This window comes from Cedecea sp. Ae19-4, from assembly GCF_059801165.1.
The window spans coordinates 505,340-528,740 of record NZ_JBCHWG010000003.1; the positions used below are offsets into that span (position 1 = coordinate 505,340).

Here is a 23,401-nt window from a genome sequence, read left to right on the forward strand (position 1 = left end):
GTCCTCAGACAATGTCAGATACGTTGACCCAGCGCCCCTGCTGGTGTGACAGGGCGATAGCGTCGAGAATGCGCGACACCTTCCAGCCCTCTTCAAAGTCCGGCCACATCGGCTTATCAGTGGCAATGCCGTCGATCAGATCGCGTACTTCCACCGTTTTTTGATCGTTAAAGCCAATGCCGTGCCCCGCCCCCATACAGAACGAGCCGTAATCCGGGTGAGCCGGACCAACCAGCAGCGTGCGGAAACCCTGGCGTCCTTCGGGATCGCTTTGCAGATAAAGTTTCAGCTCCGCCATGCGTTCCTGGGTAAAGCTCAACGCCCCTTTCGTGCCGGTGATTGTCCAGGTCAGCCCCATTTTTCTACCGCTGGCGACACGTGACGTTTCGATCACGCCCTGGGCGCCGCCTTCAAAACGCACCATCGCGTGGGCCTGATCTTCGTTTTCCACGGCGATCATCTCGCTGCTGCCAGCGGAAGCCGGGCGCTCCGGCACCACGATTTTCAGGTCACCGCAGACTTCGTGGATATCGCCCACCAGGTACTGCGCCATATTGACGATGTGCGCCGCCAGATCCCCCAGCGCACCAAGCCCGGCGGTTTCTTTGAAACAGTGCCAGTGGATCGGCGAAAGCGGATCGGCCATATAGTCTTCATTGTGGGTGCCGTAGAAGTGGATCACTTCCCCGATCTCACCGCGTGCAATGATCTGCTTTGCCAGCTGCGCCGTCGGGTTCTTCATGTAGTTGAAGCCGACCAATGTCTTCACTCCAGCCAAATCGGCAGCATCCACCATCAGGCGTGCGTCGCGGGCGTTAAGCGCCAGCGGCTTTTCTGAATAGACGTGCTTGCCGTGGCGAATCGCTTCCAGCGCCATCTCTTTATGCAGGTGGTTTGGGGAACAAATGTCCACCACGTCAATGTTCGGGTCCGCTACCAGTTCGCGCCAGTCGCCGGTGGAGCGATTAAACCCAAACGCCGCCGCGCGTTTTGCCGCCAGCTCCGGCGTGATTTCCGCTACCATTTCACGCACCAGTTCGCCCTGCAGGTCAAAGACCGTCGGCGCCTGGGCGTAGGCGATGGCGTGGGCTTTGCCGATGTAGCCGGTGCCGATTAAACCAATTCTGACCTTTTTCATGTGTTGTTCCTGAAGTCGTGACCAGCCTTTGTACCCTCACCCCAGCCCTCTCCCTGAATGGGAGAGGGTTAGGATGAGGGGCAATCCCTACAGCGCGCCGCGCCGGTTCTTGGCGTAAGTATCAAACGCCACCGCCAGTACGATAATCAGCCCGGTAATGATCTGCTGGTAGTAGGCCGACACGTTCATCAGCACCAGGCCATTAATCAGGATCCCCATGATGATGGCGCCGATGATCGTGCCGCTGATCCGCCCGTAGCCGCCCATCAGCGATGTCCCGCCGATCACCACCGAGGCGATAACGCGCAGCTCGAAGGAGATCCCCGCGACCGCTTCAGCGCTGCCCAATCGGGCGCTGAGCACAAAGCCCGCCAGCCCGGCAAGACAGCCAATCACCACATACACGCTAACCAGCACGCGCCTCACGTTAACCCCGGCGAGGCGAGCCGCTTCCGGGTTGCCGCCGATGGCATACACAAAGCGTCCCCAGCGAGTTTTGTGCAGCGCCAGATAGCCCAGAATCGAGACGATGGCGAAGATCCAGATAGGTATCGAGATGCCGAGCATTTCGCCGCGTCCCCACCAGCGGTAGCCGGCATCAAACCCGGCAATTGGCGCGCCGTCGTTGATCACCAGCGTCAGGCCGCGCCAGATAGTCATCCCGCCCAGCGTGACAATGAACGGCGGCAGACGCAGGCGAGTGACGCCCAGACCGTGCAGGAACCCAATCAGCGTGCCGAGCGCCAGGCAAATCCCCAACCCCAGCAGCCAGCTAAAGCCGCCCCAGGCGTTCGGATCGACAGTGGTAAAGTTATCCCCCTTGATCACGTAGGCTGCGGTCATCGCGCACACGGCCAGGATCGAACCCACCGACAGATCGATACCCGCCGTGAGAATGACAAAGGTCATGCCCACCGCGATGATCCCGTAGATAGAAACCTCGGTCAGGATGTTGAAAATATTACGTTCGGACAGGAAGTTGCTGTTCTGCGACTGGAAGAAGATCAGCAGCAGGAACATGAAGATCAGCACCCCGAAGCGCTCGAAGAAAGCGATCGGATCGAAGCGTGAGGCACTTTTTGCCGGCGTCTGGGTTTTGGTAATCATCTGCGTCATGGGCTCCCCCGTTATGCGGCGCTTAAGGCGCTATGGTTGATGGCCATCAGGGTCATCAGCCGTTCTTCGTTGGCTTCGTCGCCGTGCAGTTCGCCGGTCACTCGCCCTTCACTGAGGGTGATGATCCGATCCGACACCGCGAGAATTTCCGGCAGGTCGGAAGAGATCACGATCACCGCCACGCCTCGCTTAGCCATATCAAACAGCACCTGATGCACTTCAGATTTCGTGCCTACGTCAATGCCGCGAGTCGGCTCGTCGACGATCAACACCCTTGGATTCAGCGCCATACAGCGCGCCAGGATCACTTTTTGCTGGTTCCCGCCGGAGAGCTTGCGCACCTCCTGTTCGGCGTTAACCATTTTGATTTGCAGCGCCTGCCGGTAGGACTCAATCAGCGCATCTTCTTTACGCGGGCTAACGAAATAGCGCCAGGTCAGCAGGGACGAAAGGCTGGAGAGCGACAGGTTGTCGCGGATCGACAGGCCCAGCACCGCCCCTTCTTTTTTACGATCTTCCGGCACCAGCGCGATGCCCTGGTCCAGCGCGTGCATCGGGTTTTGAGGCCGGTAAGGTTTGCCGTCCAGCTCGAAACTGCCGGTGGTGAATTTGTCTGCGCCAAACAGGCAGCGAGCAACCTCGGTGCGTCCGGCACCAACCAGCCCGGCGATGCCCAACACTTCTCCGGCGTGCACGTGGAAACTGATGTCTTTCAACGCAATGCCGTGTGGATCAAGCGGCGGCTTTTCACGGCTCAGCCCCTTCACCGCCAGGCGGATGGGCTTGTCTGCATGGTGCGTGAGGCTGGCATCGCGGCGGTTAAACACCACGTCTCGGCCGACCATCAGGCGAATAATTTGCTCCACGTTGATGCCCGCCACGTCGCCGGAGCCGGTATAGCGGCCATCCTGAAACACGGTGAAACGGTCACAAAGCTGGAAGACTTCATGCAGGCGATGAGTCACATAAATAATGCTGACGCCACGGCCTTTCAGCTCGCGCACCACGCGGTGAAGGCTCTCAACTTCGCTGTCGCTCAGGGCAGCGGATGGCTCATCCATAATGATCAGCCGGGCGTTCAGCGTCAGCGCCCTGGCAATCTCCACCATTTGCTGCTGGGCAACGCTCAGGCGGGCCACGGCGGTCGTCGGCGCAACGTTGAGCTGCAAATAATCCAGAATGACCTGCGCTTCCTGGTTCACCGCTTTGCTGTCGACGATCAGGTTGCGGCGGCGCGGCTCGCGGCCAAGAAACATGTTTTCCGCCACCGTCATATTGGGCAGCAGGTTAAATTCTTGATAAATCGTGATAATGCCTTTGTTCTGGCGCGCTACCGGCGAGTCATCCGCAGAAAGCGTTTCACCGTTGAACCAGATCTCACCGCGCGTTTGCGGCTGCGCCCCGGCCAGCGCCTTCAGCAGCGTGGATTTTCCCGCGCCGTTTTCCCCCAGCAGGGCATGGATTTCCCCCTGCCCGACGCTGAGCTGCGCGCTGCTTAACGCCCAAACGCCGGAGAAACTCTTCGCCAGGTCGGTCACTTTCAGTAAAGGTTGCGACATCAGACTGCTCCTCTGTTGCGCCCGCCCGCAGGCGGACGGGCACGTTCAGATTTATTTGCCGGCTTCGCCGATACGCTCTGCTTGATCGAGGTTATCTTTGGTGATCATCGTGGGCGCGTAATCTGCCCCGGTAATCGCCTTCTTCTCGCGGATGTTGGCCACCAGCTGGCTCATCGCCGTTTTCACCGCAAAACCAGGGCGCTGATCGGCGGTTGCCGCCATCCAGCCATCGCGTACGCGGGCCAGCGCTTCCGGCACTGCGTCAAAGCCGGTCACCAGCACTTCACCCGGTTTCATGCCCTGGCCCTGCAGCGCTTCAATCGCGCCGAGCGCCATATCGTCGTTGGCGGAGAGGATCACCTGAGGCTTTTTCGGCAGAGACGGCAGAACGCTTTCAACGATGCGCATACCTTCGGAACGCATCCAGTTCCCGGTCTGATCGGCGACGATCCTGTATTTATCGCCCCCGGCTTTTAGACCATCGCGGATCCCTTTAGTACGTTCGATATTGGAGGAGGAGCCAGGCTGCCCGGTCAGCAGCACGATGTCCGCGCCGTCAGGGAATTTGGCTTTCACAAAGTCCGCCACCGCCTGGCCGCCTTTATAGTTGTTGGCGCCAAAGTGCGGCACCGGCTTATCGCTAACAACCGAGCGGTCGAGTGTCACCACCGGCAGCTTGGCATCCTGAATTTCACCTACCGCGCTCGACACGGCGTTAACGTCGTTTGGCGAAACGATAAAGCCCTGAGCGCCACGGGTGATGGCGTTTTCCAGGTCCGCGACCTGCTTAGGAGAGCTGCCCTGGCTGTCGAGAACCTGCAGCTTGACGCCCATCTCTTTGGCGGCCTGCACGGCGGTGCGCTGCATATGCACTTCAAACGGCATCGCAAGGTTGGGGGTGCTAAAAACAATCTGTTCGTTTTCGGCCAGCGCCGGAGCCGTGGTCAGGGCGATGAGGGCGGCGAGGATCAGCTTTTTCATTGTTATCTCTCTTCTATGTGTAGGGTCTTCGGAGGTTACAAAGCAACTTCGCGCTGGCTACGCAGTGACTCCAGCGCCTTGTCGGCCAGGTACAGGGCGCGTTCACCGTCATCGCCGCTGCACTCGGGTTTGGCCTCGCCGCGCAGGACGGCAACAAAGTGCTGCCATTCGGCGGCGTAGGCATCTTTGTAGCGCTGGAGGAAGAAGTGTTCTGGCAACGCGCTGGTGTTCCCGCCGTCGCCAAAGAATTGAACCTGGTTTTCCAGGATATTGCCCGCTGTTAGCAGGCCCTTAGCGCCGTGCAGCTCCAGACGCTGGTCGTAGCCATAGGCCGAGCGGCGGCTGTTCACAATGGTCGCCAGCGCCCCAGAGGCATATTTCAGGACGATAAAAGCAGTGTCGATGTCGCCTGCCTCACCAATCGCCGGATCTACCAGATTGCTGCCCTGGGCATACACGGCCACCGGCTCTTCGCCCATGATGAAGCGAGCCATATCAAAGTCGTGAATGGTCATGTCGCGGAACATGCCGCCGGAGACACGCACATATTCAGCGGGCGGCGGCGACGGGTCGCGGGAGATAATCACCAGCGATTCCGGCGTGCCGATGCGCCCCTGTAGCGCTTCGTTTTTCAGCTTGCGGAACTGAGGGTCAAAGCGGCGGTTAAAGCCGATAAACAGCGGCACATTATGAGCTTTCACCACTTTCAGGCAGTCGCGCACGCGGGCCAGATCCAAATGCACCGGCTTTTCACAGAAGATCGCTTTGCCGTGTTTGGCGGCAAGCTCAATCAGGTCAGCGTGAGTGTCGGTCGCCGAGGCGATCAGCACCGCATGAACCTCCGGGTCGCTCATCGCCTCGGCAACGCTCTGCTGGCGCGCCTGGTATTTTTCGGCAATGCGCGCGGCGTTTTCTGCATTAGGATCGACAACGGACCAGAGGGTGGAATGGGGATGGGCGGCAATATTGGCGGCGTGGATTTGGCCGATACGGCCCGCGCCCAGTAAAGCAATGTTAAACATGGCGGCTCCCGAAAGTGGTGTTGCAGTAGGGTCATGAGCCGGATCTTCCGGCTTTCACATGCAGCTGAATAACGACGCCTTAAATAAAACATTTATTTCATTTTAATGCAGAGTGAAAGTTTCATTTTTGCGCAGAGGTTAACATTTTGATAATTTATCGGCTGTATTTTGTTAGCAAAATCACAACGCCGAATGAATTAAAACCTGCACAGAGAAGGGATTTGAGAGGGAGAGCGCGCCCATGCTCCAGTACGAGAAGAGAATAAAGCAAAAATGAAATAAACATTCCGCCAGACAGTCCAGCGGAATGCTGAAGGGTTAGTACTGACGGGCGTTTTTGAGCTTAGCGGCGGTTTGTTCAGCGGCATCGGCCACCGTGCTCGAGCGAGCAACCTGAGCGTCTCCGGTGCGCCACCAGGCCTCGTAGTCGTGGGTCATGGTTTTAGGCAGCACTTTGATATCCAGCAGCGTTGGCCCAGGCTCATGCCGGGATGCCTCCAGCGCGGCAAGCAGCTCCGCCTCGCTATTGACCCGCCAGGCTTTGCAGCCGTAGCTTTCGGCATTTTGGGCAAAATCGACCTTCACCAGCGGGCCATCCAGCCTGCCGCTGTGTGGACTTCGATGGCGGTTTTCGGTACCAAAACTGCCCATGCCGTGGCCCATCTGCAGGTTATTGATGCAGCCGAACCCGGCATTATCGAACAGCAGAATGGTGATTTTTATCCCTTCCTGCACGGCGGTTTGCAGCTCGGAATGCAGCATCAGGTAAGAACCGTCCCCCACCATTGCATACACTGGCTGCTGCGGCTTCGCGAGCTTTGCCCCCACCGCCGCGGCAATCTCGTAGCCCATGCACGAATAGCCGTATTCGAGGTGATAGCTGTCCGGCGTTTTTACCTGCCACAGGCGCTGTAAATCCCCCGGCAGCGAACCCGCCGCGCCCACCACGATAGCGTCATCTTCAATATGCTGATTCACCAGGCCCAGCACGCGGGTTTGAGTCAATGACGTACCTAGCTCACGGCTGTATTCCTGCAACGTTTCGTCCAGATGGCCCGCCACTTCAGGGGCTTCTCCCGCCTGCCATTGCCGAGTCCACAGCCGCTGGCACTCCTCGCGCCAGGCCGCTTGAGCGTTAGCAGCTTCGTTCTGCCAGGCGGCGTGATAGCCAGCCTGATGCAGCCCGGCAGTCAACTGCTCTAGCCCAATCCGGGCATCGGCCACCAGCGGCGTGGCGTCCAGCTTCAGGGCGTCGAATTCGGCAACGTTTAGCAGCAGGTACTCAGCCTCGGGTGAAAACAGCGATTTAGAGCCGGTGGTAAAGTCGGTCAGCCGGGTGCCGACGCCGATGATTAAATCTGCCTGCGGGGCCAGTAGGTTAGCCGCCAGGCCGCCCGTCACGCCGAGGCCTCCCAAATTAAGTGAGTGCTCGCTTACAAGCGCACCTTTTCCGGCCTGGGTTTCGGCAAACGGTAGCCCGAAGCGTTCCACAAAATCCTGAAAAACCTGATGCGCGCCGGAATAGCGAACCCCACCGCCGCAAATAACCAGCGGACGACGCTTGCTGGCAATGAGCTTTAGCGCGGCATGCAGCCGATTTTCATCCGGCGGACGCCGCTCGATATGATGCACTCGCCGGGCAAAGAAGCTTTGCGGATAATCCCAGGCTTCACCCTGCACATCCTGCGGCAGGCAAATCGTTACCGCGCCGGTATCCGCAGGGTTAGTAAGCACTCGCATGGCGCTAATCATGGCGCTCATCAGCTGCTCCGGGCGGTTGATTCTGTCCCAGTAACGGGACACCGGGCGGAAGCAGTCGTTGGTGCTAATGCTCAGGTCATGAAACTGCTCGATTTGCTGGAGCACCGGGTCCGGCTGGCGGCTGGCGTAAATATCGCCGGGCAAGAGCAGAAGCGGAATACGGTTGGCGGTGGCCGTTGCGGCGGCAGTCACCATATTGGCTGCCCCCGGCCCCACGGAGGAGGTCACGGCGTAAATACGCTGCCGCCGGTGTTGCTTAGCGAAGCCGGTGGCGATATGCGCCATGCCCTGTTCGTTACAGCCCTGATGCACCTTCAGGTGGCCGGGGTCCTCCTCCAGCGCCTGCCCAAGCCCGAGCACGTTGCCGTGCCCGAAAATGGTCATTACGCCTTCCACAAAGGGCGCTTCCTGCCCGTCGATTTCAACGTACTGCTGGTTTAAAAACCTGACCAGCGCCTGCGCCATGGTCATGCGGTGTGTGGTCATCTTTCCTCCCCTTAGCCCAGCGTCGGCATTGAGAATGCAGATCCTTGCTGATGGCTGGTTTCCGGCCAGCGAGCGGTGACGGTTTTCATCCGCGTATAGAAACGCACGCCGTCGCTGCCGTGCACGTTCAGCGGCCCGAAGATAGAACGCTTCCAGCCGCCAAAGCTGTGGAAAGCCATCGGCACCGGGATAGGCACGTTCACGCCGACCATGCCCACCAGAACTTCTTCGGTGAATCGCCTTGCAGTACCACCGTCACGGGTAAAAATCGCCGTGCCGTTGCCGTATTCGTGCTTGTTGATCAGTTCCAGCGCGCTGGCGTAATCCGGCACGCGCACCACGCTCAGTACCGGGCCAAAAATCTCTTCTTTATAAATGGTCATTTCAGGCGTGACATGATCAAACAGCGTTGGGCCAACAAAATAGCCGCCTTCATGGCCTGCGAGCCTCAGGCCCCGACCGTCCACGCGCAGCGTCGCGCCCTGCTGCTCTCCGCTATCAATATAGCCCAGCACTTTGGCCCGGTGCGGTGCAGAAATGAGCGGCCCCATTTCGTTTTCCGGCTCCTGCCCAAGGCCCGGCCCCACACGCAGCGTAGCAAGCTGTTTTTCCAGCCCCGCGCACAGCGCATCTGCAGTTTCATCCCCCACGGCAACCACCACCGAAAGCGCCATGCAGCGTTCCCCCGCGGCACCAAAAGCCGCCCCCATAATGGCGTTAGTTGCCATCTCCAGATCGGCATCCGGCATCAAAATACAGTGGTTTTTCGCCCCGCCCAGCGCCTGACAGCGCTTGCCTTGGGCAGAAGCGGTCTGGTAAATGTATTCGGCAATCGGCGTAGAGCCGACAAAGCTAACGGCCTGAATCCTTGGGTCGGTCAGCAATACGTCCACGGCTTCTTTATCGCCCTGCACCACGTTAAACACGCCGTCCGGCAGCCCGGCTTCCTTCAGCAACTGAGCCAGACGCAGCGACAGAGACGGATCTTTTTCCGACGGTTTGAGCACAAAGGTATTCCCGGTTGCCAGCGCGATAGGGAACATCCACATCGGCACCATTGCCGGGAAATTAAACGGCGTGATCCCCGCACAGACGCCAAGCGGCTGCATCAGAGAATGGCTGTCCACGCCCGTACCCACGTTGGCCGAATGCTCACCTTTTTGCAGATGCGGGATGCCGCAGGCGAATTCCACCACTTCAAGGCCGCGGGTCAGTTCGCCCACCGCGTCAGAATAAACCTTGCCGTGCTCTTCGCTGATGAGCTTCGCCAGGCCGTCCATGTGTTCCTCAAGCAGGCTTTTAAAGCGGAACATCACGCGGGCGCGCTTAAGCGGAGACTGGCGAGCCCAGCCTGGAAACGCCTGCTGGGCAGCGGCAATGGCCTGCTCCGTCTGCCTGGCCGTGCTCATGGCGACCTGGCGGATCTGCGCGCCGGTCGCCGGGTTAAAGATCGCCTGTACCCGCTGGCCTTCGCCCGCGACGCATTCACCGTGGATAAAATTCGCTACCGTCTCCATCTCTGGCCTCTTGCTGTTAGGGTTGTCTCCCGAACACTGTATATGAAACAAACATTCCATTTTAAGTTCAAATAAAATAAATGTTGATTATTGTGATCAACACTTCGTTTTTATGTTAACCCGCAGAATGAGGTGCAAAGACTGAGACGTCAGTGTCGTTTCAGCCCCCGCCAGTTTTGGTGCATCTGTTTCATTTTTGCCAGTACTACGCTTAAATACGTTTCAGCGAATACTTTTGAGGATGGCAAATTGACCACCGCGACAACCCTGAGCGAACTCCAGCAGCAGATCCGCGACCGCTACGACAGCCTGAGCAAAAGGCTGCAGCAGGTTTCCCGCTACGTGCTGGATAACACCAATAGCGTGGCATTTGATACCGTGGCCGCCATTGCCGAACGGGCGGAGGTGCCGCCCTCAACGCTTATCCGCTTTGCCAATGCCTTTGATTTCAGCGGGTTCAACGAAATGAAACAGCTGTTTCGCATGAATCTGGTGGAAGAGACGGCCAGCTATACCGATCGGGCGAGGCTGTTCCGTGAGCTGGGCAGCGAAGCCGTGCCGGAAACCCCGCTGGATATTTTGCAGGAGTTTGCCCGCTCAAATGCTCAGGCCCTGCAGCAGCTGGCCGCCCGTACCGAACCGGAAATGCTGCAGCGTGCCGTGGAATTGCTGGCCGAAGCAGACACGATCTACGTTGTCGGCCTGCGCCGCTCCTTTAGCGTGGCGGCTTATCTGACCTACGCTCTGAGCCATCTGGATTGCCGCGCCGTGCTGCTGGACGGGCTTGGCGGCATGCTGCGTGAGCAGGTTAACCGGGTGAAAGCGAAAGATATTGTGGTGTCGATAAGCTTCTCCCCGTATGCCGAAGAGACGCTGATGGTGAGTGAAATTGCCGCCCAGGCGGGCGCTCGGCAGATAGTGATCACGGACAGCCAAATTAGCCCATTCGCCACGTTTAGCGATCTCTGTTTTGTGGTGAAAGAGGCGCAGGTAGACGCCTTCCGCTCGCAGTCCGCCACGCTTTGCCTGGTGCAGTCGCTGATGGTGGCGCTCGCGTATTATCAGGGCACGCCCCACAGCGCGCTCTCGCCGGAGGCCTGATTTTCGGATTGCCGAATGTCTCCGCAGGGTTAAGATGGAAACAACGTTTCAAAAATAACTCTTACCCTAAGGAGACACCATGCCCTACGAAGCCAGCCCGTCGCGTTATCAATCTATGCAGTATCGCTTCTGCGGCCAGAGCGGCCTGCAGTTGCCCGCGCTTTCTCTCGGCTTATGGCACAGTTTTGGCGGCGTGAGTCCGCTGGAGTCCCAGCGCGATCTGCTGCGCACCGCGTTCGATCTGGGTATTACGCATTTCGATCTGGCGAATAACTACGGGCCGCCTCCGGGCTCGGCGGAAGAAAACTTTGGCCGCCTGCTGAAGCAGGATTTTGGCAGCTACCGCGATGAGCTGATTATTGCCACCAAAGCGGGGTATGACATGTGGCCAGGCCCTTATGGATCCGGCGGCTCACGTAAGTACCTGCTGGCAAGTTTGGATCAGAGCCTGAAGCGCATGGGGCTGGAGTACGTCGATATCTTCTATTCCCATCGCGTGGATGAGAGAACGCCGATGGAAGAAACGGCCAGCGCCCTGGCACATGCGGTGCAAAGCGGCAAAGCGCTTTACGTCGGGATCTCCTCTTACTCCGCCGAAAGAACACAAAAAATGGCCGATCTGCTGCGAGAATGGAAAATTCCGCTGCTTATTCACCAGCCCTCCTACAACCTGTTAAACCGCTGGGTCGATAAAAGCGGCCTGCTGGACACGCTGCAGCACAACGGTAGCGGCTGTATCGCCTTTACCCCGCTCGCCCAGGGCCTGCTGACCGGCAAATACCTGAACGGCATCCCGGAAGGCTCAAGGATGCAGGTGGAAGGCAATAAAATTCGTGGGCTGAATGAAAAGATGCTGACCGAGGCGAATCTCAGCAGCCTGCGCTTACTCAACGAGATGGCGCTGGAGCGTGGCCAGACAATGGCACAGATGGCGCTGAGCTGGCTGCTGAAAGATGAGCGCGTCACCTCAGTGTTGATCGGTGCCAGCCGGGCAGAACAGCTGAAAGAGAATGTGAAAGCGCTGGATAATCTGCACTTTACCGCAGAAGAGCTGGAGCGAATTGACCGCCACGTCGCCGATGGCGAGCTAAATCTGTGGCAGGCATCCTCCGACAAATAAAAGCCAAAGCCCCTGTAAACAGGGGCTTAGTTTTTAATATTTCCCGCTGCGGGAAAGCTTGTCGAGATAGCCCATCACAAACGCCGACAGCACAAACGTCAGGTGGATGATCACGTACCACATCAGCTTGTTGTCCGGCACGTTTTTAGCGTCCATAAAAATACGCAGCAGATGGATGGAAGAGATGGCCACGATGGATGCTGCGACTTTATTCTTCAGCGAGCCAGAGTCCATTTTCCCCAGCCAGCTTAGTTTCTCTTTGCCTTCGTAAATATCCAGCGTCGAGACAAAGTTCTCATAGCCGGAAAACATCACCATCACCAGCAGGCCGCCGACCAGCGCCATATCCACCAGCGAGAGCAGGGTCAAAATTAAGTCAGCCTCCGCAATCGAGAAGATATTCGGGAGAACGTGAATGATCTCCTGGAAAAACTTCACCGTCAGCGCAAGCAGGGCCAGAGATAACCCGAAGTAAACCGGGGCCAGAAGCCAGCGCGAGGCGTACATCGCATTCTCAATAAAACGTTCCATAATGTCCTGTCTGGAAATAGCAAAAGGGCGTCATTATAGCGAATTCCGGCGTTTAAGCGTGAGCCCCGGACGCAGGATTACAGGGCTCACACGCTGTTCAGGTCGATCTCCGGGCGCTGATACTGTGGCCATACCAACGCGACCAGTGCAGGATAAGCGTCGCGGCTAAACTCGTTAAAACACTGGCGCAGGTTCAGCACTTCAATATCTGACAATGGCACCTGCTCACCTTCGGCACAGCGTTTTTTAATATTGTCATAATATTTATACACCGCCGAATTTAAATCACTGCAGCGGCGCTGGGCGCTAAATAAAACCGGCTGGGAAGTCAGTTCATCGATACGCATTTTTTTAATTGTGGCGTGAGTAAAATCAATATACTCACTGTTAATACGCCAATAATAGCTGGGCGTAATTTTAGACATCAGCATGCCAAAATAATCTTCCCGCTCTTCGCTGGTGGTGATGGGTTGTATTTCACCCGCCGCACGATTTTTCTTATTATTTGAAGCGCTAAACTCCTTGAGCATAACCAATACAGCACACAACAAAATCAAAATGGTGACAATAGAATAAAATATGCTGTGCATAAGAAACTCCTGTTTTTTTTATTTTTGAATTGAGGCATCATATCGCGAATCTCTGAACCTGAATATTGAACCGATTTCAAAGGATCACATTCGATGCTGCCTGAACACTTCTTACCACGGCGCTATCCCGTTGTTGCACCGTCAACGCTCCCTGCAGAAGCTGAAAATAGTACCACGTCGGAAGTCGTTCAGGACAAGATTTTAACGCTGGAAAAAAACATCCTGAGCGGCAGTCATTATGCCGGGCAGGCCAAGAACCGCCTGCTTGAAGAAACCGACCGTCATATTAAAGAGCGGCTGCTGTGCGCGGTTAGGATAGAGGCGTTACATGCCCTGATAGGCGAACTGGTTGAAAAAGAACTTATTAGTGCCGCCGATTTGCAGATGCTTATCGAAGACAAAACCGCCTGGGTGGGTAGCAAGGAGCAGGAAATTTGGGTTAATCAAATGACCCAAGAAAAACCCTGGCCATTATGCTATTCAATTGAGGAGTAGTGCTATGGCAGAACCTCTAAAAAAACAGCCCTTGTTAATTAGCGCTGATGAAAATAAAGACCATGAATTTACGTTAAGTAAAAATATAGCGATTCTGGTTCGCCTTAAGAATGAAAATATCACCCGTAATACGCAGGAAGTTACGGATATTACTTCGGCGCTTATCGATCTGAAGTGGATGAACCGCCGTGAAATCTTCCCGTGGCGCGCCAAAGAAGAGGTGTATGGGGCGGTGCTGGAAGAGATCCTCAGCCATCATCCGAAGCTTAAAGAGCAGATTCTTAAGCGGCTGGAAGGGCATTATCAGCGCCTGAAGGAGCAGGAAGCCCAGACGCTGTCGATGACCCGTGGTCTTGCAGAGAAGACGTGGAAAAGTTCTACGCTGTGAGTGGGGTTTGCCCCTTTCCCAGGCCCTCTCCCCAGTGGGGCGAGGGAATATAAAGAGTAATAAAATTTAACGATTTCTCTCTTTGGCTGTCTGTTAGTCACAAATAAGCTATATGAAGGTTCAGCTAAGGTTCCGTTCACCTCAAGCACAGCTTTATATGCAGCCCCCAAACTTGTGAACGACTCGGTGGAGTCACCGTCACTCCCCCGATACCCCGGACTCCCGGCCAAATAAATCGACCGCTGAAGCGGCAGACCTCCGTTTTATCTCCCAGTCCTGGGTCAGCTGAGATGCGCTCCCGACGCTCTCAGCCTCCGGCCGCTCCCGGCGTCCGGACCCTGGCCAGTCGGAGAGAAAACGGAGGCGATTTAAGCCGGAACCGAGCCTCGCTTTAAGCTCAAAGCAACGCTGAACGCAACAGTCGCTGCAAGTCACACCGCCACGCCCTTGTCCCCGGCTCTCATCGCCCCCGGTGATGACCCAACTCAGGCGGGGTTGATCTGTCGGGAACAGCGAAAGAGAGCGATCGTCAGGAACGAATCGCGAACGACCCCGAATGTTTGGGTGATAGCCGGTGGGTTTACCGCTTCAGCGGCGATGAGCTCGCCGGGCGCCGGGGCTGTTCGGGGGATGGCGTTATCCCCCGGACACGTTCACCGTGCTCTGAACGCGCAGGGGAAACAGATTTACGGGTGAACGTAACAACTACGGAGAGAATAAACTTGAGTTGTTTTCACCCTCTCCCAAGAGGAAGAGGGCCGTGATGAGGGTCATGCCCACTTACTTCGCTTTCGTGACTTCCTGGCCGACCAGGCCAATCTTCAAATACCCTGCCTGGTGCAGCGTATCCATCACGTCCATCAGCGTTTCGTAGTCCACCGTTTTGTCCGCGCGGAAGAAAATGGTGGTGTCTTTTTTCCCTTCGGTTGCGGCAATCAGCGCATTGACCATCGACTCTTTGGTTACCGGGTCATTACCGATAAACATCGAATGATCGGCTTTTACCGACAGATAAACCGGCTTCTCAGGGCGTGGCTGTGGTTCACTGCTGGAGGCCGGAAGGTTAACCTTCACGTCCACCGTTGCCAGCGGCGCCGCCACCATGAAGATGATCAGCAGCACCAACATCACGTCGATAAACGGCGTAACGTTGATTTCGTGCATTTCACCATTGTCATCGAGGTTTTCGTTCAGACGCATTGCCATGGGGCATTAACCTACTCGCAGTTGCTGGGTATTACGCACCGGACGCGGCTGAGCGGTACCATCCAGGTCCAGATCGCGGCTTTGCAGCAGCAGAACCTGCGCGGCAACGTCGCTGAGGCTGGCTTTGTAGCTGCCGATCATACGCGCGAAGATGTTATAGATAACCACCGCCGGGATGGCAGCAACCAGGCCGATTGCCGTCGCCAGCAGCGCTTCTGCGATGCCCGGGGCAACGACCGCCAGGTTAGTGGTCTGGGATTGAGCGATACCGATGAAGCTGTTCATGATGCCCCAAACGGTACCGAACAGGCCGACGAACGGTGAAATCGCACCGATGGTGGCCAGGAAGCCGTTACCGCGCCCCATGTGACGCCCAACGGCGGCCACGCGGCGCTCAAGGCGGAAGCCGGTACGATCTTTAATGCCTTCGTTATCTTCCACGCCGGCTGAAAGTTCCAGTTCGTTCTGGGCTTCGTTGATTAACAGCGTGCTCAGGCTTTTACTGTCAAAGGCTTCTGCCACACTGCTCGCTTCGTTCAGGGAGCGCACGTTAGCCAGCTGCTGCTGCTCTCGCTTGAGGCGACGTTTCTGGGTGATCAGCTCCACGCTCTTACTGAAAAAGATGGCCCAGGTGACAACAGAGGCCAGAATCAGGCCAATCATCACGATCTTCACTACGATGTCAGCATGTTGATACATGCCCCAAACGGACAGATCCGTCTGCATCAGATTACTCGTCACGTCTTACGCTCCAGCGAGAAATAAATGTCAAAACTGAGACTAATATATCAAAAAACTATCGAATTGATAGTCGTTCTCATTAGTATTTGCAGACTGCCGGAAATTGTTGAAGCATTCCTTGCGCTTACGCAGGAAAAGCGCCCACCTGGCGAAATGATGACTTTTTTCGCCAACCTGAGAAAACGCCATGATGCCCTTTGCCCATTCTGTGTTAATTTACGTCCAGACATCCAGATGGTTAGACGGGGAAGCGGAAATGGCGGAAAAACACATCGAAACGGCGCTGGTCAACGCCGGGCGCAGCAAGAAGTTTACTCAGGGTTCGGTTAACAGCGTGATTCAGCGCGCCTCCTCCCTCGTCTTTGAAAGCGTTGAGGCCAAAAAGCAGGCCACCGCTAACCGCGCTAAGGGCGAGCTGTTCTATGGCCGTCGCGGCACGCTGACCCATTTCTCGTTGCAGGAAGCGATGTGTGAACTTGAGGGCGGCGCGGGCTGTGCCCTCTTTCCCTGCGGCGCCGCCGCGGTGGCTAATACAATTCTGGCCTTTGTTGAACAGGGCGATCACGTTCTGGTGACCGAAACGGCCTATGAACCAACGCAGGATTTCTGTACCAAAATTCTCTCAAAGCTTGGGGTTAGCACTGGCTGGTTCGCGCCGGAGATTGGTGCCGATATTGCCAGCCTGATTCAGCCGAATACCAAAGTCGTTTTTCTGGAATCCCCCGGTTCCATTACGATGGAAGTCCACGATATTCCGGTGATTGTCGCAGCGGTAAGGCGCGTTGCCCCCGACGCTATCATCATGATCGACAATACCTGGGCGGCTGGCGTGCTGTTTAAAGCGCTGGAGTTCGGCATCGACATCTCCATTCAGGCGGGAACCAAATATTTAATTGGCCATTCGGATGCGATGGTTGGCACCGCGGTATCCAATGCCCGATGCTGGGATCAGCTGCGCGAGAATGCCTATCTGATGGGGCAAATGCTGGATGCAGACACCGCGTATATGACCAGCCGCGGTATTCGGACCCTGGGTGTTCGCCTGCGTCAGCATCAAGAAAGCAGCTTAAAAGTCGCCGAATGGCTGGCACAGCATCCGCAGGTTGAGCGCGTGAATCATCCAGCGCTGCCCGGCAGCAAAGGGCATGAATACTGGAAACGTGACTTTACGGGCAGCAGCGGGCTGTTCTCATTTGTGCTGAAAAAGCGGCTGAGTGATGAAGAGTATGAACAGTACCTCAATCATTTCGAGTATTTCAGCATGGCCTATTCCTGGGGCGGCTATGAATCGCTTATTCTCGCTAATCAGCCCGATGAGCTGGCGGAGATCCGCCCGGCAGGCGGCGTCGACTTTAGCGGCACCCTGGTTCGCCTTCATATTGGCCTGGAAAACGTGGACGATCTGATGGTGGATCTGGAAGCGGGTTTCCAGCGTATTGCCTAAAAAATCCGTTTATCGGTAATCGTGGAACAGTTTTTTGCCATTATCGGGATTTTGTTGAGCCTGGGATCAAGGTGTCGAGAAGATTTTAGCAGTACAATGTGTAGAAATTAAGGTGAGCCTAAGTTGCGGGTGTAATACTCGGGGCGAACTCAATAAGCGGTTCCACAGGAATACCTATGGCTGTTATACAAAATATTGTCGAGGCGCTTTGGCATCACGATTTTGCCGCGCTGGCCGACCCCCATGTGATTGGCATTGTCTATTGCGTTATGTTTGCGACGCTGTTCCTGGAAAATGGGCTACTTCCTGCTTCATTTTTGCCGGGCGATAGCCTGTTGCTGCTCGCGGGAGCGCTGATCGCCAAAGGCGTGATGGGCTTTGTACCGACGCTGGTGATTTTAACCATCGCAGCCAGTCTGGGCTGCTGGCTTAGCTATTTACAAGGGCGCTGGCTCGGCAATACCCGCACGGTTAAAGGCTGGCTGAAACAGCTGCCAACCCAGTACCACCAGCGCGCCACGCAAATGTTTGACCGCCACGGTTTACTGGCGCTGCTCGCGGGCCGCTTCCTGGCCTTTGTTCGTACTCTGCTGCCTACCATGGCGGGGATTTCAGGCCTCAGCAACCGCCGTTTTCAGTTCTTTAACTGGCTAAGCGGACTGCTGTGGGTCGGCGTTGTGATTAGCCTGGGCTACGCGCTCAGCATGATCCCCTTTGTTAAGCGCCATGAAGATCAGGTGATGACCTTCCTGATGATTTTGCCGGTTGCTCTGTTGATTGTGGGCCTGGTCGGCACGGTGTTTGTGGTGCTGAAAAAAAAGGTTAGCGCCGCGTAACCCTGCTTGATGAAGAAAGAGCGGATAAGCCCGACTTATTCGCTCTTCGCTTTTGCCTCATTAAATAACCCGCATCCGCGCCATATCTTCCCCCGGCGTCACGCCAAAATAGCGTTTAAACTCCCGGCTAAACTGAGACGCGCTCTCGTAGCCCACGCGGATAGCCGCCGCGCTTGCCTTCATACCGTCATGCAGCATTAACATTCTTGCCTTATGCAGACGGTAAGTTTTCAGGTATTGCAGCGGCGACGTGCTGGTCACCGACTTGAAGTTGTGATGAAACGCAGAAACGCTCATGTTAGCCTCGGCTGCCAGCTGGTCCACCGACAAGTTTTCGGTGTACTGGTTTTCAATCCGGCGCAGCACGCGGCTGATCAGGCTAAAATGCGTCTGGCGGCTTACCAGCGCCAGTAGCGCCCCGCCGCTTGGGCCCGTCAAAACGTGATAAAGGATCTCACGGATAATCTGCTTGCCCAGGACTCGGGCATCGAGAGGCCTCTCTAATACATCCAGCAACCGCTCTGCAGCGCAAAGAATTTCTTCCGACAGTTCGGCAGAATTTATCCCGTCGGTACAGGACTGCGGACGGAAGAGATCGTCTTCTCCGATGTCCATCAGCAAATCCTGCAGTTGCTGGATATCCACTTTCACACGCATCCCGGCGAGCGGTACGTCTGCCGTCGCAAAAGTTTCGCACTCGAAGGGTAAAGGCACCGTCAGCAGCAGGTATTCATTGGCGTCATAGCGGAATACGCGGTCATTAAGATAACCTGTTTTATGACCCGAAAAGAGAAAAACAATGCCCGGCTCGTACATGACCGGGGTACGCGCCATCGGCTTGGTGCCGTACATCAGCCGTACGCCATCAAAAAATACATCACTCTTTTCTTTTAAAATCAGCTGATTGATTTTATCCGTCAGCTGCTGGCAGATAGCCTGGCGGTTCATTTCTTACGTCTCCACGGCGCTTTTTATCCGGCTTACAGTGTGCGATGGATTCTGCGATTTCTCCAGTCATTTGGAGAAACAGGCAAGATAAAGGCAGGAATATGCATTGAGAGAGGCAGCGTGGCGGACCACAATAGACACCATCAGATTTAGCAATGTGACTCATCTAACGAACGGGAAACCCATCATGAATAACTTCAATCTTCATACCCCAACCCGCATCCTGTTTGGTAAAGGCTCCCTGGCAGAACTGCGTGACCAGATCCCAGCAGACGCTCGCGTACTGATTACCTACGGCGGCGGCAGCGTGATTAAAACTGGCGTACTGGACCAGGTTAAAGACGCGCTGAAAGGCCTCGACGTGCTGGAGTTTGGCGGCATCGAACCTAACCCGTCTTACGAAACGCTGATGAAAGCCGTAGAGATTGCGCGTAAAGAAAACGTGACTTTCCTGCTGGCAGTCGGCGGTGGCTCCGTGCTCGACGGCACTAAATTTATCGCCGCTGCGGCGCACTATCCGCAGGATATCGATCCGTGGAACATTCTGCTGACCCGCGGTAGCGACGTGAAAAGTGCGATCCCAATGGGTTCCGTGCTGACGCTGCCGGCCACCGGCTCCGAATCTAACAAAGGCGCAGTGGTTTCCCGCCGCTCTACCGGCGACAAACAGGCGTTCATGTCTGACTTCGTGCAGCCTGTCTTTGCGGTTCTGGATCCGGTTTACACCTACACCCTGCCGCCTAAACAGGTTGCTAACGGCGTGGTGGATGCCTTTGTTCACACCATCGAGCAGTACCTGACCTACCCGGTCAACGCCAAAGTGCAGGATCGTTTTGCGGAAGGCATTCTGCTGACGCTGATCGAAGACGGCCCGAAAGCGCTGAAAGATCCTGAAAACTATGACGTGCGTGCGAACGTGATGTGGGCTGCAACAATGGCGCTGAACGGCCTGATCGGGGCTGGCGTGCCGCAGGACTGGGCGACCCACATGCTGGGCCACGAACTGACCGCGATGCACGGCCTGGATCACGCTCAAACGCTGGCGGTGGTTCTGCCTTCGCTGATGAATGAAAAGCGTAACGAGAAGCACGCCAAACTGCTGCAATACGCAGAACGCGTCTGGAACATCACCTCCGGCAGCGAAGAAGAGCGTATTGATGCGGCCATCGAAGCAACCCGCAATTTCTTCGAGAAAATGGGCACCGCGACTCGCCTGTCCGCCTACGGCCTGGACGGCAGCTCCATCCCTGCTCTGCTGGTGAAACTGGAAGAAAAAGGCATGACTAAGCTGGGCGAACATCAGGACATTACGCTGGACGTTAGCCGCCGCATTTACGAAGCCGCGCGCTAAGAGAATCCAGGTTAGCGATTTGATCGCCTGAGTTTCGACTAGACTTAATACAAAACTTACACCGGGCTTGCCCGGTGTTTTTCGCACTATTAAGGAGGTACGCATGACTCATCCAACCTTAATCAAGCTCCAGGATGGCAACGTAATGCCGCAGCTTGGGCTCGGTGTCTGGCAGGCCAGCAACGACCAGGTCAGAACGGCCATTGAGAAAGCCCTGGAAGTGGGATACCGCTCCATTGATACCGCCGCCGCCTACAAAAACGAGGACGGCGTAGGTGCCGCGCTGAAAAGCGCAGGCATTGCGCGTGACGATCTGTTTATTACCACCAAGCTCTGGAACAGCGACCAGCAGCGGCCCCGCCAGGCGCTGGAAGACAGCCTTGAAAAACTGCAGCTTGATTATGTCGATCTCTACCTGCTGCACTGGCCGGTGCCGAGTAAAGATCATTATCTCGAAGCCTGGAAAGGGCTGATTGAGCTGCAAAAAGAGGGACTGGCGAAGAGTATTGGGGTGTGTAACTTCAATCTTAATCATCTCCAGCGGCTGATCGACGAAACCGGCGTTAGCCCGGTGATCAACCAGATTGAGCTGCACCCTCTGCTGCAACAGCGCCAGCTCCACGCCTGGAACGCGACCCACAAAATCCAGACCGAGTCCTGGAGCCCGCTGGCCCAGGGCGGTGAAGGCGTGTTTGATCAGAAAATCATTCGTGATTTAGCGGACAAATACGGCAAAACCCCGGCTCAGGTGGTGATTCGCTGGCACCTCGATAGCGGGCTGGTGGTTATCCCTAAATCGGTCACGCCTGCCCGTATTGCTGAAAACTTTGACGTGTTCGACTTCCGCCTGGACAAAGAAGAGCTGGCTGAAATCGCGAAGCTCGACAGCGGCAAACGCCTTGGGCCAGACCCGGACGTGTTTGTCGGCTAAATCCGGCTTCTCTTTTCGTCCCCAAAACCACCTTCGCCTTCACCCGCAGGGTGGTTTTTTATTTCCCGCACACCCCCTGCCCCAGCGCTTTCTACGTGTAACACATCTGTTTGATCGTCGCGTGAATTTTCACGGCGTTCATTATTTGTTCTTTTAGCCGTAATCAAAAAGTCACACAACACCACGATAAATAGGGCCAGCTTCGCTAACTCATTTGGAATGGTTATGAACAGATCCCTTGCCGTAGTTACCAACTCTGACCTGGAGTCGCTGCCGCAGTTTGCGCCCGCGCCGGGGCGTAAAGTCCTGAGCGTTAAGAGTCTGAGTAAGGCCTATAACGCACACCAGACCGTGCTGCACGACATTAACTTCGACCTGCATGCCGGTGAACTGGTGGGCGTGATTGGCCGTTCAGGCGCAGGTAAATCTACGCTGCTGCATATTCTTAACGGTACGCATTCTGCCACGTCGGGCGAGATCCTCAGCTTTCCGGAAGTCGGGATGCCGCACGATGTGTCTAAACTCAGCGGTCGCGCCCTGAACCAGTGGCGCACCGAATGCGGCATGATCTTCCAGGACTTCTGCCTGGTGCCAAGACTGGACGTGCTGACTAACGTCCTGCTGGGTCGCCTGAGCCAGACCTCCACGCTGAAATCCTTGTTTAAGGTTTTCCCTGAAGCAGACCGCGCCCGCGCTATTTCGCTTCTGGAGTGGATGAACATGCTGCCCCACGCCCTGCAGCGCGCCGAGAACCTTTCCGGCGGCCAGATGCAGCGCGTCGCTATTTGCCGCGCGCTGATGCAAAACCCAAGCATTCTGCTGGCCGATGAGCCGGTGGCTTCACTCGACCCGAAAAATACCCAACGCATCATGAAAGTGCTGCGTGAAGTGTGTGAGCAAGGCATCAGCGTGATGGTGAACCTGCATTCCATCGAGCTGGTGAAAGAGTACTGCACCCGCGTTATCGGGGTTGCAAAAGGAAATATCGTGTTTGACGGTCATCCGTCGATGTTAACGGACGACGTGCTGCATCTCTTGTACGGCGATGAAATCAATCAAGTGCATTAATTCTCTCTCCAATTGATACAACACAGGCAATGATAATGAAAAAGCAACTGACTGGCGCATTACGTTTATCCGCAGTGATTACTGGCCTTGTGATTGCAGGCCACGCTATGGCTGCTGACCAGCCGCGCGAACTGAACCTCGGGATCCTCGGCGGGCAGAATGCGACCCAGCAAATTGGTGATAACCAGTGTGTGAAGCAGTTCATGGATAAAGAACTGAATGTCGACACTAAACTGCGTAACTCTTCTGACTACTCTGGCGTTATTCAGGGCCTGATCGGCGGTAAAGTCGACCTGGTGCTGAGCATGTCTCCTTCTTCCTACGCTTCGGTGTACATGAACGACCCGAAAGCGGTGGATATCGTCGGCATCGCGGTTGACGATAAGGACCAGTCCCGCGGCTACCACTCCGTAGTGATCGTGAAAGCCGACAGTCCGTACAAAACCATCGAAGATCTGAAAGGCAAATCCTTCGGCTTCGCGGATCCGGACTCCACCTCTGGCTATCTGATCCCGAACCACGAGTTCAAACAGAAACTCGGCGGCACCGCGGACAACAAATACAACAACTTCTTCTCCAGCGTCACCTTCTCCGGCGGCCACGAACAGGACATCCTGGGCGTGCTGAACGGCCAGTTTGCTGGCGCAGTGACCTGGGCTTCCATGGTTGGCGACTATAACGACGGCTACACCGCCGGGGCGTTTAACCGCCTGATCCGTATGGATCACCCTGACCTGATGAAGCAGATCCGCATCATCTGGACTTCCCCGCTTATCCCTAACGGCCCAATCCTGGTCAGCAACAAGCTGCCAGCTGACTTCAAGGCCAAAGTGGTGGATGCGGTGAAAAAACTGGATAAAGAAGATCACGGCTGCTTCGTGAAGGCAATGGGCGGCACCCAGCACATCGGCCCGGCGTCAGTGGCTGACTTCCAGCAGATCATCGACATGAAGCGTGAGCTGGTTAGCGCTCGCTAATTGACGCCCACCGCATAAAAATCGCACCCCGGCAGCCTGCCTGGGTGCTTTTTTATCAGGACGGGGCAACCCGTCACCGGAAACAAACCGGATA

At 56.1% G+C, this 23,401-nt stretch carries 22 protein-coding genes; 10 read left to right on the forward strand and 12 right to left on the reverse strand.

Annotated features, from left to right (window positions below; all coding sequences use genetic code 11):
* Positions 1-4: 4 nt before the first annotated feature.
* The 7 genes from AAIE02_RS20295 to AAIE02_RS20325 form a co-directional block, all read right to left on the reverse strand.
* A complete protein-coding gene (locus AAIE02_RS20295; RefSeq protein WP_498533139.1) occupies positions 5-1,138 on the reverse strand; it encodes a Gfo/Idh/MocA family protein in 1,134 nt (377 codons plus the stop codon).
* Positions 1,139-1,225: 87 nt separating this feature from the next.
* Positions 1,226-2,254 (reverse strand): ABC transporter permease subunit, encoded by a 1,029-nt coding sequence (locus AAIE02_RS20300; protein ID WP_166878096.1) that lies wholly within the window; start codon positions 2,252-2,254, stop codon positions 1,226-1,228.
* A gap of 11 nt (positions 2,255-2,265) precedes the next feature.
* Positions 2,266-3,813, reverse strand: coding sequence for a sugar ABC transporter ATP-binding protein (locus tag AAIE02_RS20305; protein ID WP_336983833.1), 1,548 nt, complete (start codon positions 3,811-3,813; stop codon positions 2,266-2,268).
* A gap of 51 nt (positions 3,814-3,864) precedes the next feature.
* Positions 3,865-4,794 carry a substrate-binding domain-containing protein gene (locus tag AAIE02_RS20310; RefSeq protein ID WP_166995218.1) on the reverse strand — a complete coding sequence of 310 codons (930 nt, stop codon included), beginning with the start codon at positions 4,792-4,794 and terminating at the stop codon, positions 3,865-3,867.
* 35 nt (positions 4,795-4,829) lie between these two features.
* Complete coding sequence (gene iolG / locus AAIE02_RS20315; RefSeq protein WP_008457020.1) at positions 4,830-5,816, reverse strand: inositol 2-dehydrogenase; 987 nt, start codon at positions 5,814-5,816, stop codon at positions 4,830-4,832.
* Between the two features lie 318 nt (positions 5,817-6,134).
* Positions 6,135-8,063 carry a 3D-(3,5/4)-trihydroxycyclohexane-1,2-dione acylhydrolase (decyclizing) gene (gene iolD, locus AAIE02_RS20320; RefSeq protein WP_498533140.1) on the reverse strand — a complete coding sequence of 643 codons (1,929 nt, stop codon included), beginning with the start codon at positions 8,061-8,063 and terminating at the stop codon, positions 6,135-6,137.
* A gap of 11 nt (positions 8,064-8,074) precedes the next feature.
* The gene (locus tag AAIE02_RS20325; RefSeq protein ID WP_498533141.1) at positions 8,075-9,580 is read right to left on the reverse strand and encodes a CoA-acylating methylmalonate-semialdehyde dehydrogenase; all 1,506 of its coding nucleotides are present in this window, start codon (positions 9,578-9,580) and stop codon (positions 8,075-8,077) included.
* A 249-nt stretch (positions 9,581-9,829) separates the two neighbouring features.
* Here AAIE02_RS20325 and AAIE02_RS20330 point away from each other — a divergent pair, with 249 nt between their 5' ends.
* Both AAIE02_RS20330 and mgrA read left to right on the forward strand, forming a co-directional pair.
* Complete coding sequence (locus AAIE02_RS20330) at positions 9,830-10,681, forward strand: MurR/RpiR family transcriptional regulator (RefSeq protein ID WP_008457013.1); 852 nt, start codon at positions 9,830-9,832, stop codon at positions 10,679-10,681.
* Positions 10,682-10,760: 79 nt separating this feature from the next.
* A complete protein-coding gene (mgrA, locus tag AAIE02_RS20335; protein WP_498533142.1) occupies positions 10,761-11,801 on the forward strand; it encodes an L-glyceraldehyde 3-phosphate reductase in 1,041 nt (346 codons plus the stop codon).
* Between the two features lie 33 nt (positions 11,802-11,834).
* Here mgrA and AAIE02_RS20340 read toward each other — a convergent pair whose 3' ends face one another.
* Complete coding sequence (locus AAIE02_RS20340; RefSeq protein WP_008457009.1) at positions 11,835-12,332, reverse strand: TIGR00645 family protein; 498 nt, start codon at positions 12,330-12,332, stop codon at positions 11,835-11,837.
* 86 nt (positions 12,333-12,418) lie between these two features.
* On the reverse strand, positions 12,419-12,922 hold the full coding sequence (locus tag AAIE02_RS20345) for an ESA_00282 family adhesion-associated protein (protein WP_008457007.1): 504 nt from the start codon (positions 12,920-12,922) through the stop codon (positions 12,419-12,421).
* Positions 12,923-13,015: 93 nt separating this feature from the next.
* Here AAIE02_RS20345 and AAIE02_RS20350 point away from each other — a divergent pair, with 93 nt between their 5' ends.
* Positions 13,016-13,417 (forward strand): hypothetical protein, encoded by a 402-nt coding sequence (locus AAIE02_RS20350; RefSeq protein ID WP_008457005.1) that lies wholly within the window; start codon positions 13,016-13,018, stop codon positions 13,415-13,417.
* A gap of 4 nt (positions 13,418-13,421) precedes the next feature.
* A complete protein-coding gene (locus tag AAIE02_RS20355) occupies positions 13,422-13,805 on the forward strand; it encodes a hypothetical protein (RefSeq protein WP_008457003.1) in 384 nt (127 codons plus the stop codon).
* Between the two features lie 780 nt (positions 13,806-14,585).
* Here AAIE02_RS20355 and exbD read toward each other — a convergent pair.
* Both exbD and exbB read right to left on the reverse strand, forming a co-directional pair.
* Entirely contained in the window at positions 14,586-15,011 is a 426-nt protein-coding gene (gene exbD, locus AAIE02_RS20360; protein WP_008460960.1) for a TonB system transport protein ExbD, read from the reverse strand.
* 6 nt (positions 15,012-15,017) lie between these two features.
* Entirely contained in the window at positions 15,018-15,752 is a 735-nt protein-coding gene (gene exbB / locus AAIE02_RS20365) for a tol-pal system-associated acyl-CoA thioesterase (RefSeq protein ID WP_166995204.1), read from the reverse strand.
* A 256-nt stretch (positions 15,753-16,008) separates the two neighbouring features.
* Here exbB and metC point away from each other — a divergent pair, with 256 nt between their 5' ends.
* Together metC and yghB are read left to right on the forward strand one after the other, a co-directional pair.
* Positions 16,009-17,196, forward strand: a complete 1,188-nt coding sequence (gene metC, locus AAIE02_RS20370) for a cystathionine beta-lyase (protein WP_498533143.1) — start codon at positions 16,009-16,011, stop codon at positions 17,194-17,196.
* A gap of 176 nt (positions 17,197-17,372) precedes the next feature.
* Positions 17,373-18,032 (forward strand): DedA family general envelope maintenance protein YghB, encoded by a 660-nt coding sequence (yghB, locus tag AAIE02_RS20375; protein ID WP_008460953.1) that lies wholly within the window; start codon positions 17,373-17,375, stop codon positions 18,030-18,032.
* A gap of 60 nt (positions 18,033-18,092) precedes the next feature.
* Here the strand turns inward: yghB and AAIE02_RS20380 are convergent, their stop codons facing one another.
* The gene (locus AAIE02_RS20380; RefSeq protein ID WP_008460951.1) at positions 18,093-18,980 is read right to left on the reverse strand and encodes an AraC family transcriptional regulator; all 888 of its coding nucleotides are present in this window, start codon (positions 18,978-18,980) and stop codon (positions 18,093-18,095) included.
* A 187-nt stretch (positions 18,981-19,167) separates the two neighbouring features.
* On the opposite strand from AAIE02_RS20380, the gene yqhD reads away from it, so the two are divergent.
* From yqhD to phnD, 4 genes are all read left to right on the forward strand, one after another.
* Positions 19,168-20,331, forward strand: coding sequence for an alcohol dehydrogenase (gene yqhD, locus AAIE02_RS20385; RefSeq protein WP_166995200.1), 1,164 nt, complete (start codon positions 19,168-19,170; stop codon positions 20,329-20,331).
* Positions 20,332-20,434: 103 nt separating this feature from the next.
* The gene (gene dkgA / locus AAIE02_RS20390) at positions 20,435-21,262 is read left to right on the forward strand and encodes a 2,5-didehydrogluconate reductase DkgA (protein WP_008460946.1); all 828 of its coding nucleotides are present in this window, start codon (positions 20,435-20,437) and stop codon (positions 21,260-21,262) included.
* A 225-nt stretch (positions 21,263-21,487) separates the two neighbouring features.
* The gene (gene phnC / locus AAIE02_RS20395; RefSeq protein WP_039287781.1) at positions 21,488-22,330 is read left to right on the forward strand and encodes a phosphonate ABC transporter ATP-binding protein; all 843 of its coding nucleotides are present in this window, start codon (positions 21,488-21,490) and stop codon (positions 22,328-22,330) included.
* A 35-nt stretch (positions 22,331-22,365) separates the two neighbouring features.
* Positions 22,366-23,307, forward strand: coding sequence for a phosphonate ABC transporter substrate-binding protein (phnD, locus tag AAIE02_RS20400; RefSeq protein WP_008460942.1), 942 nt, complete (start codon positions 22,366-22,368; stop codon positions 23,305-23,307).
* The last annotated feature ends 94 nt before the right edge of the window (positions 23,308-23,401 follow it).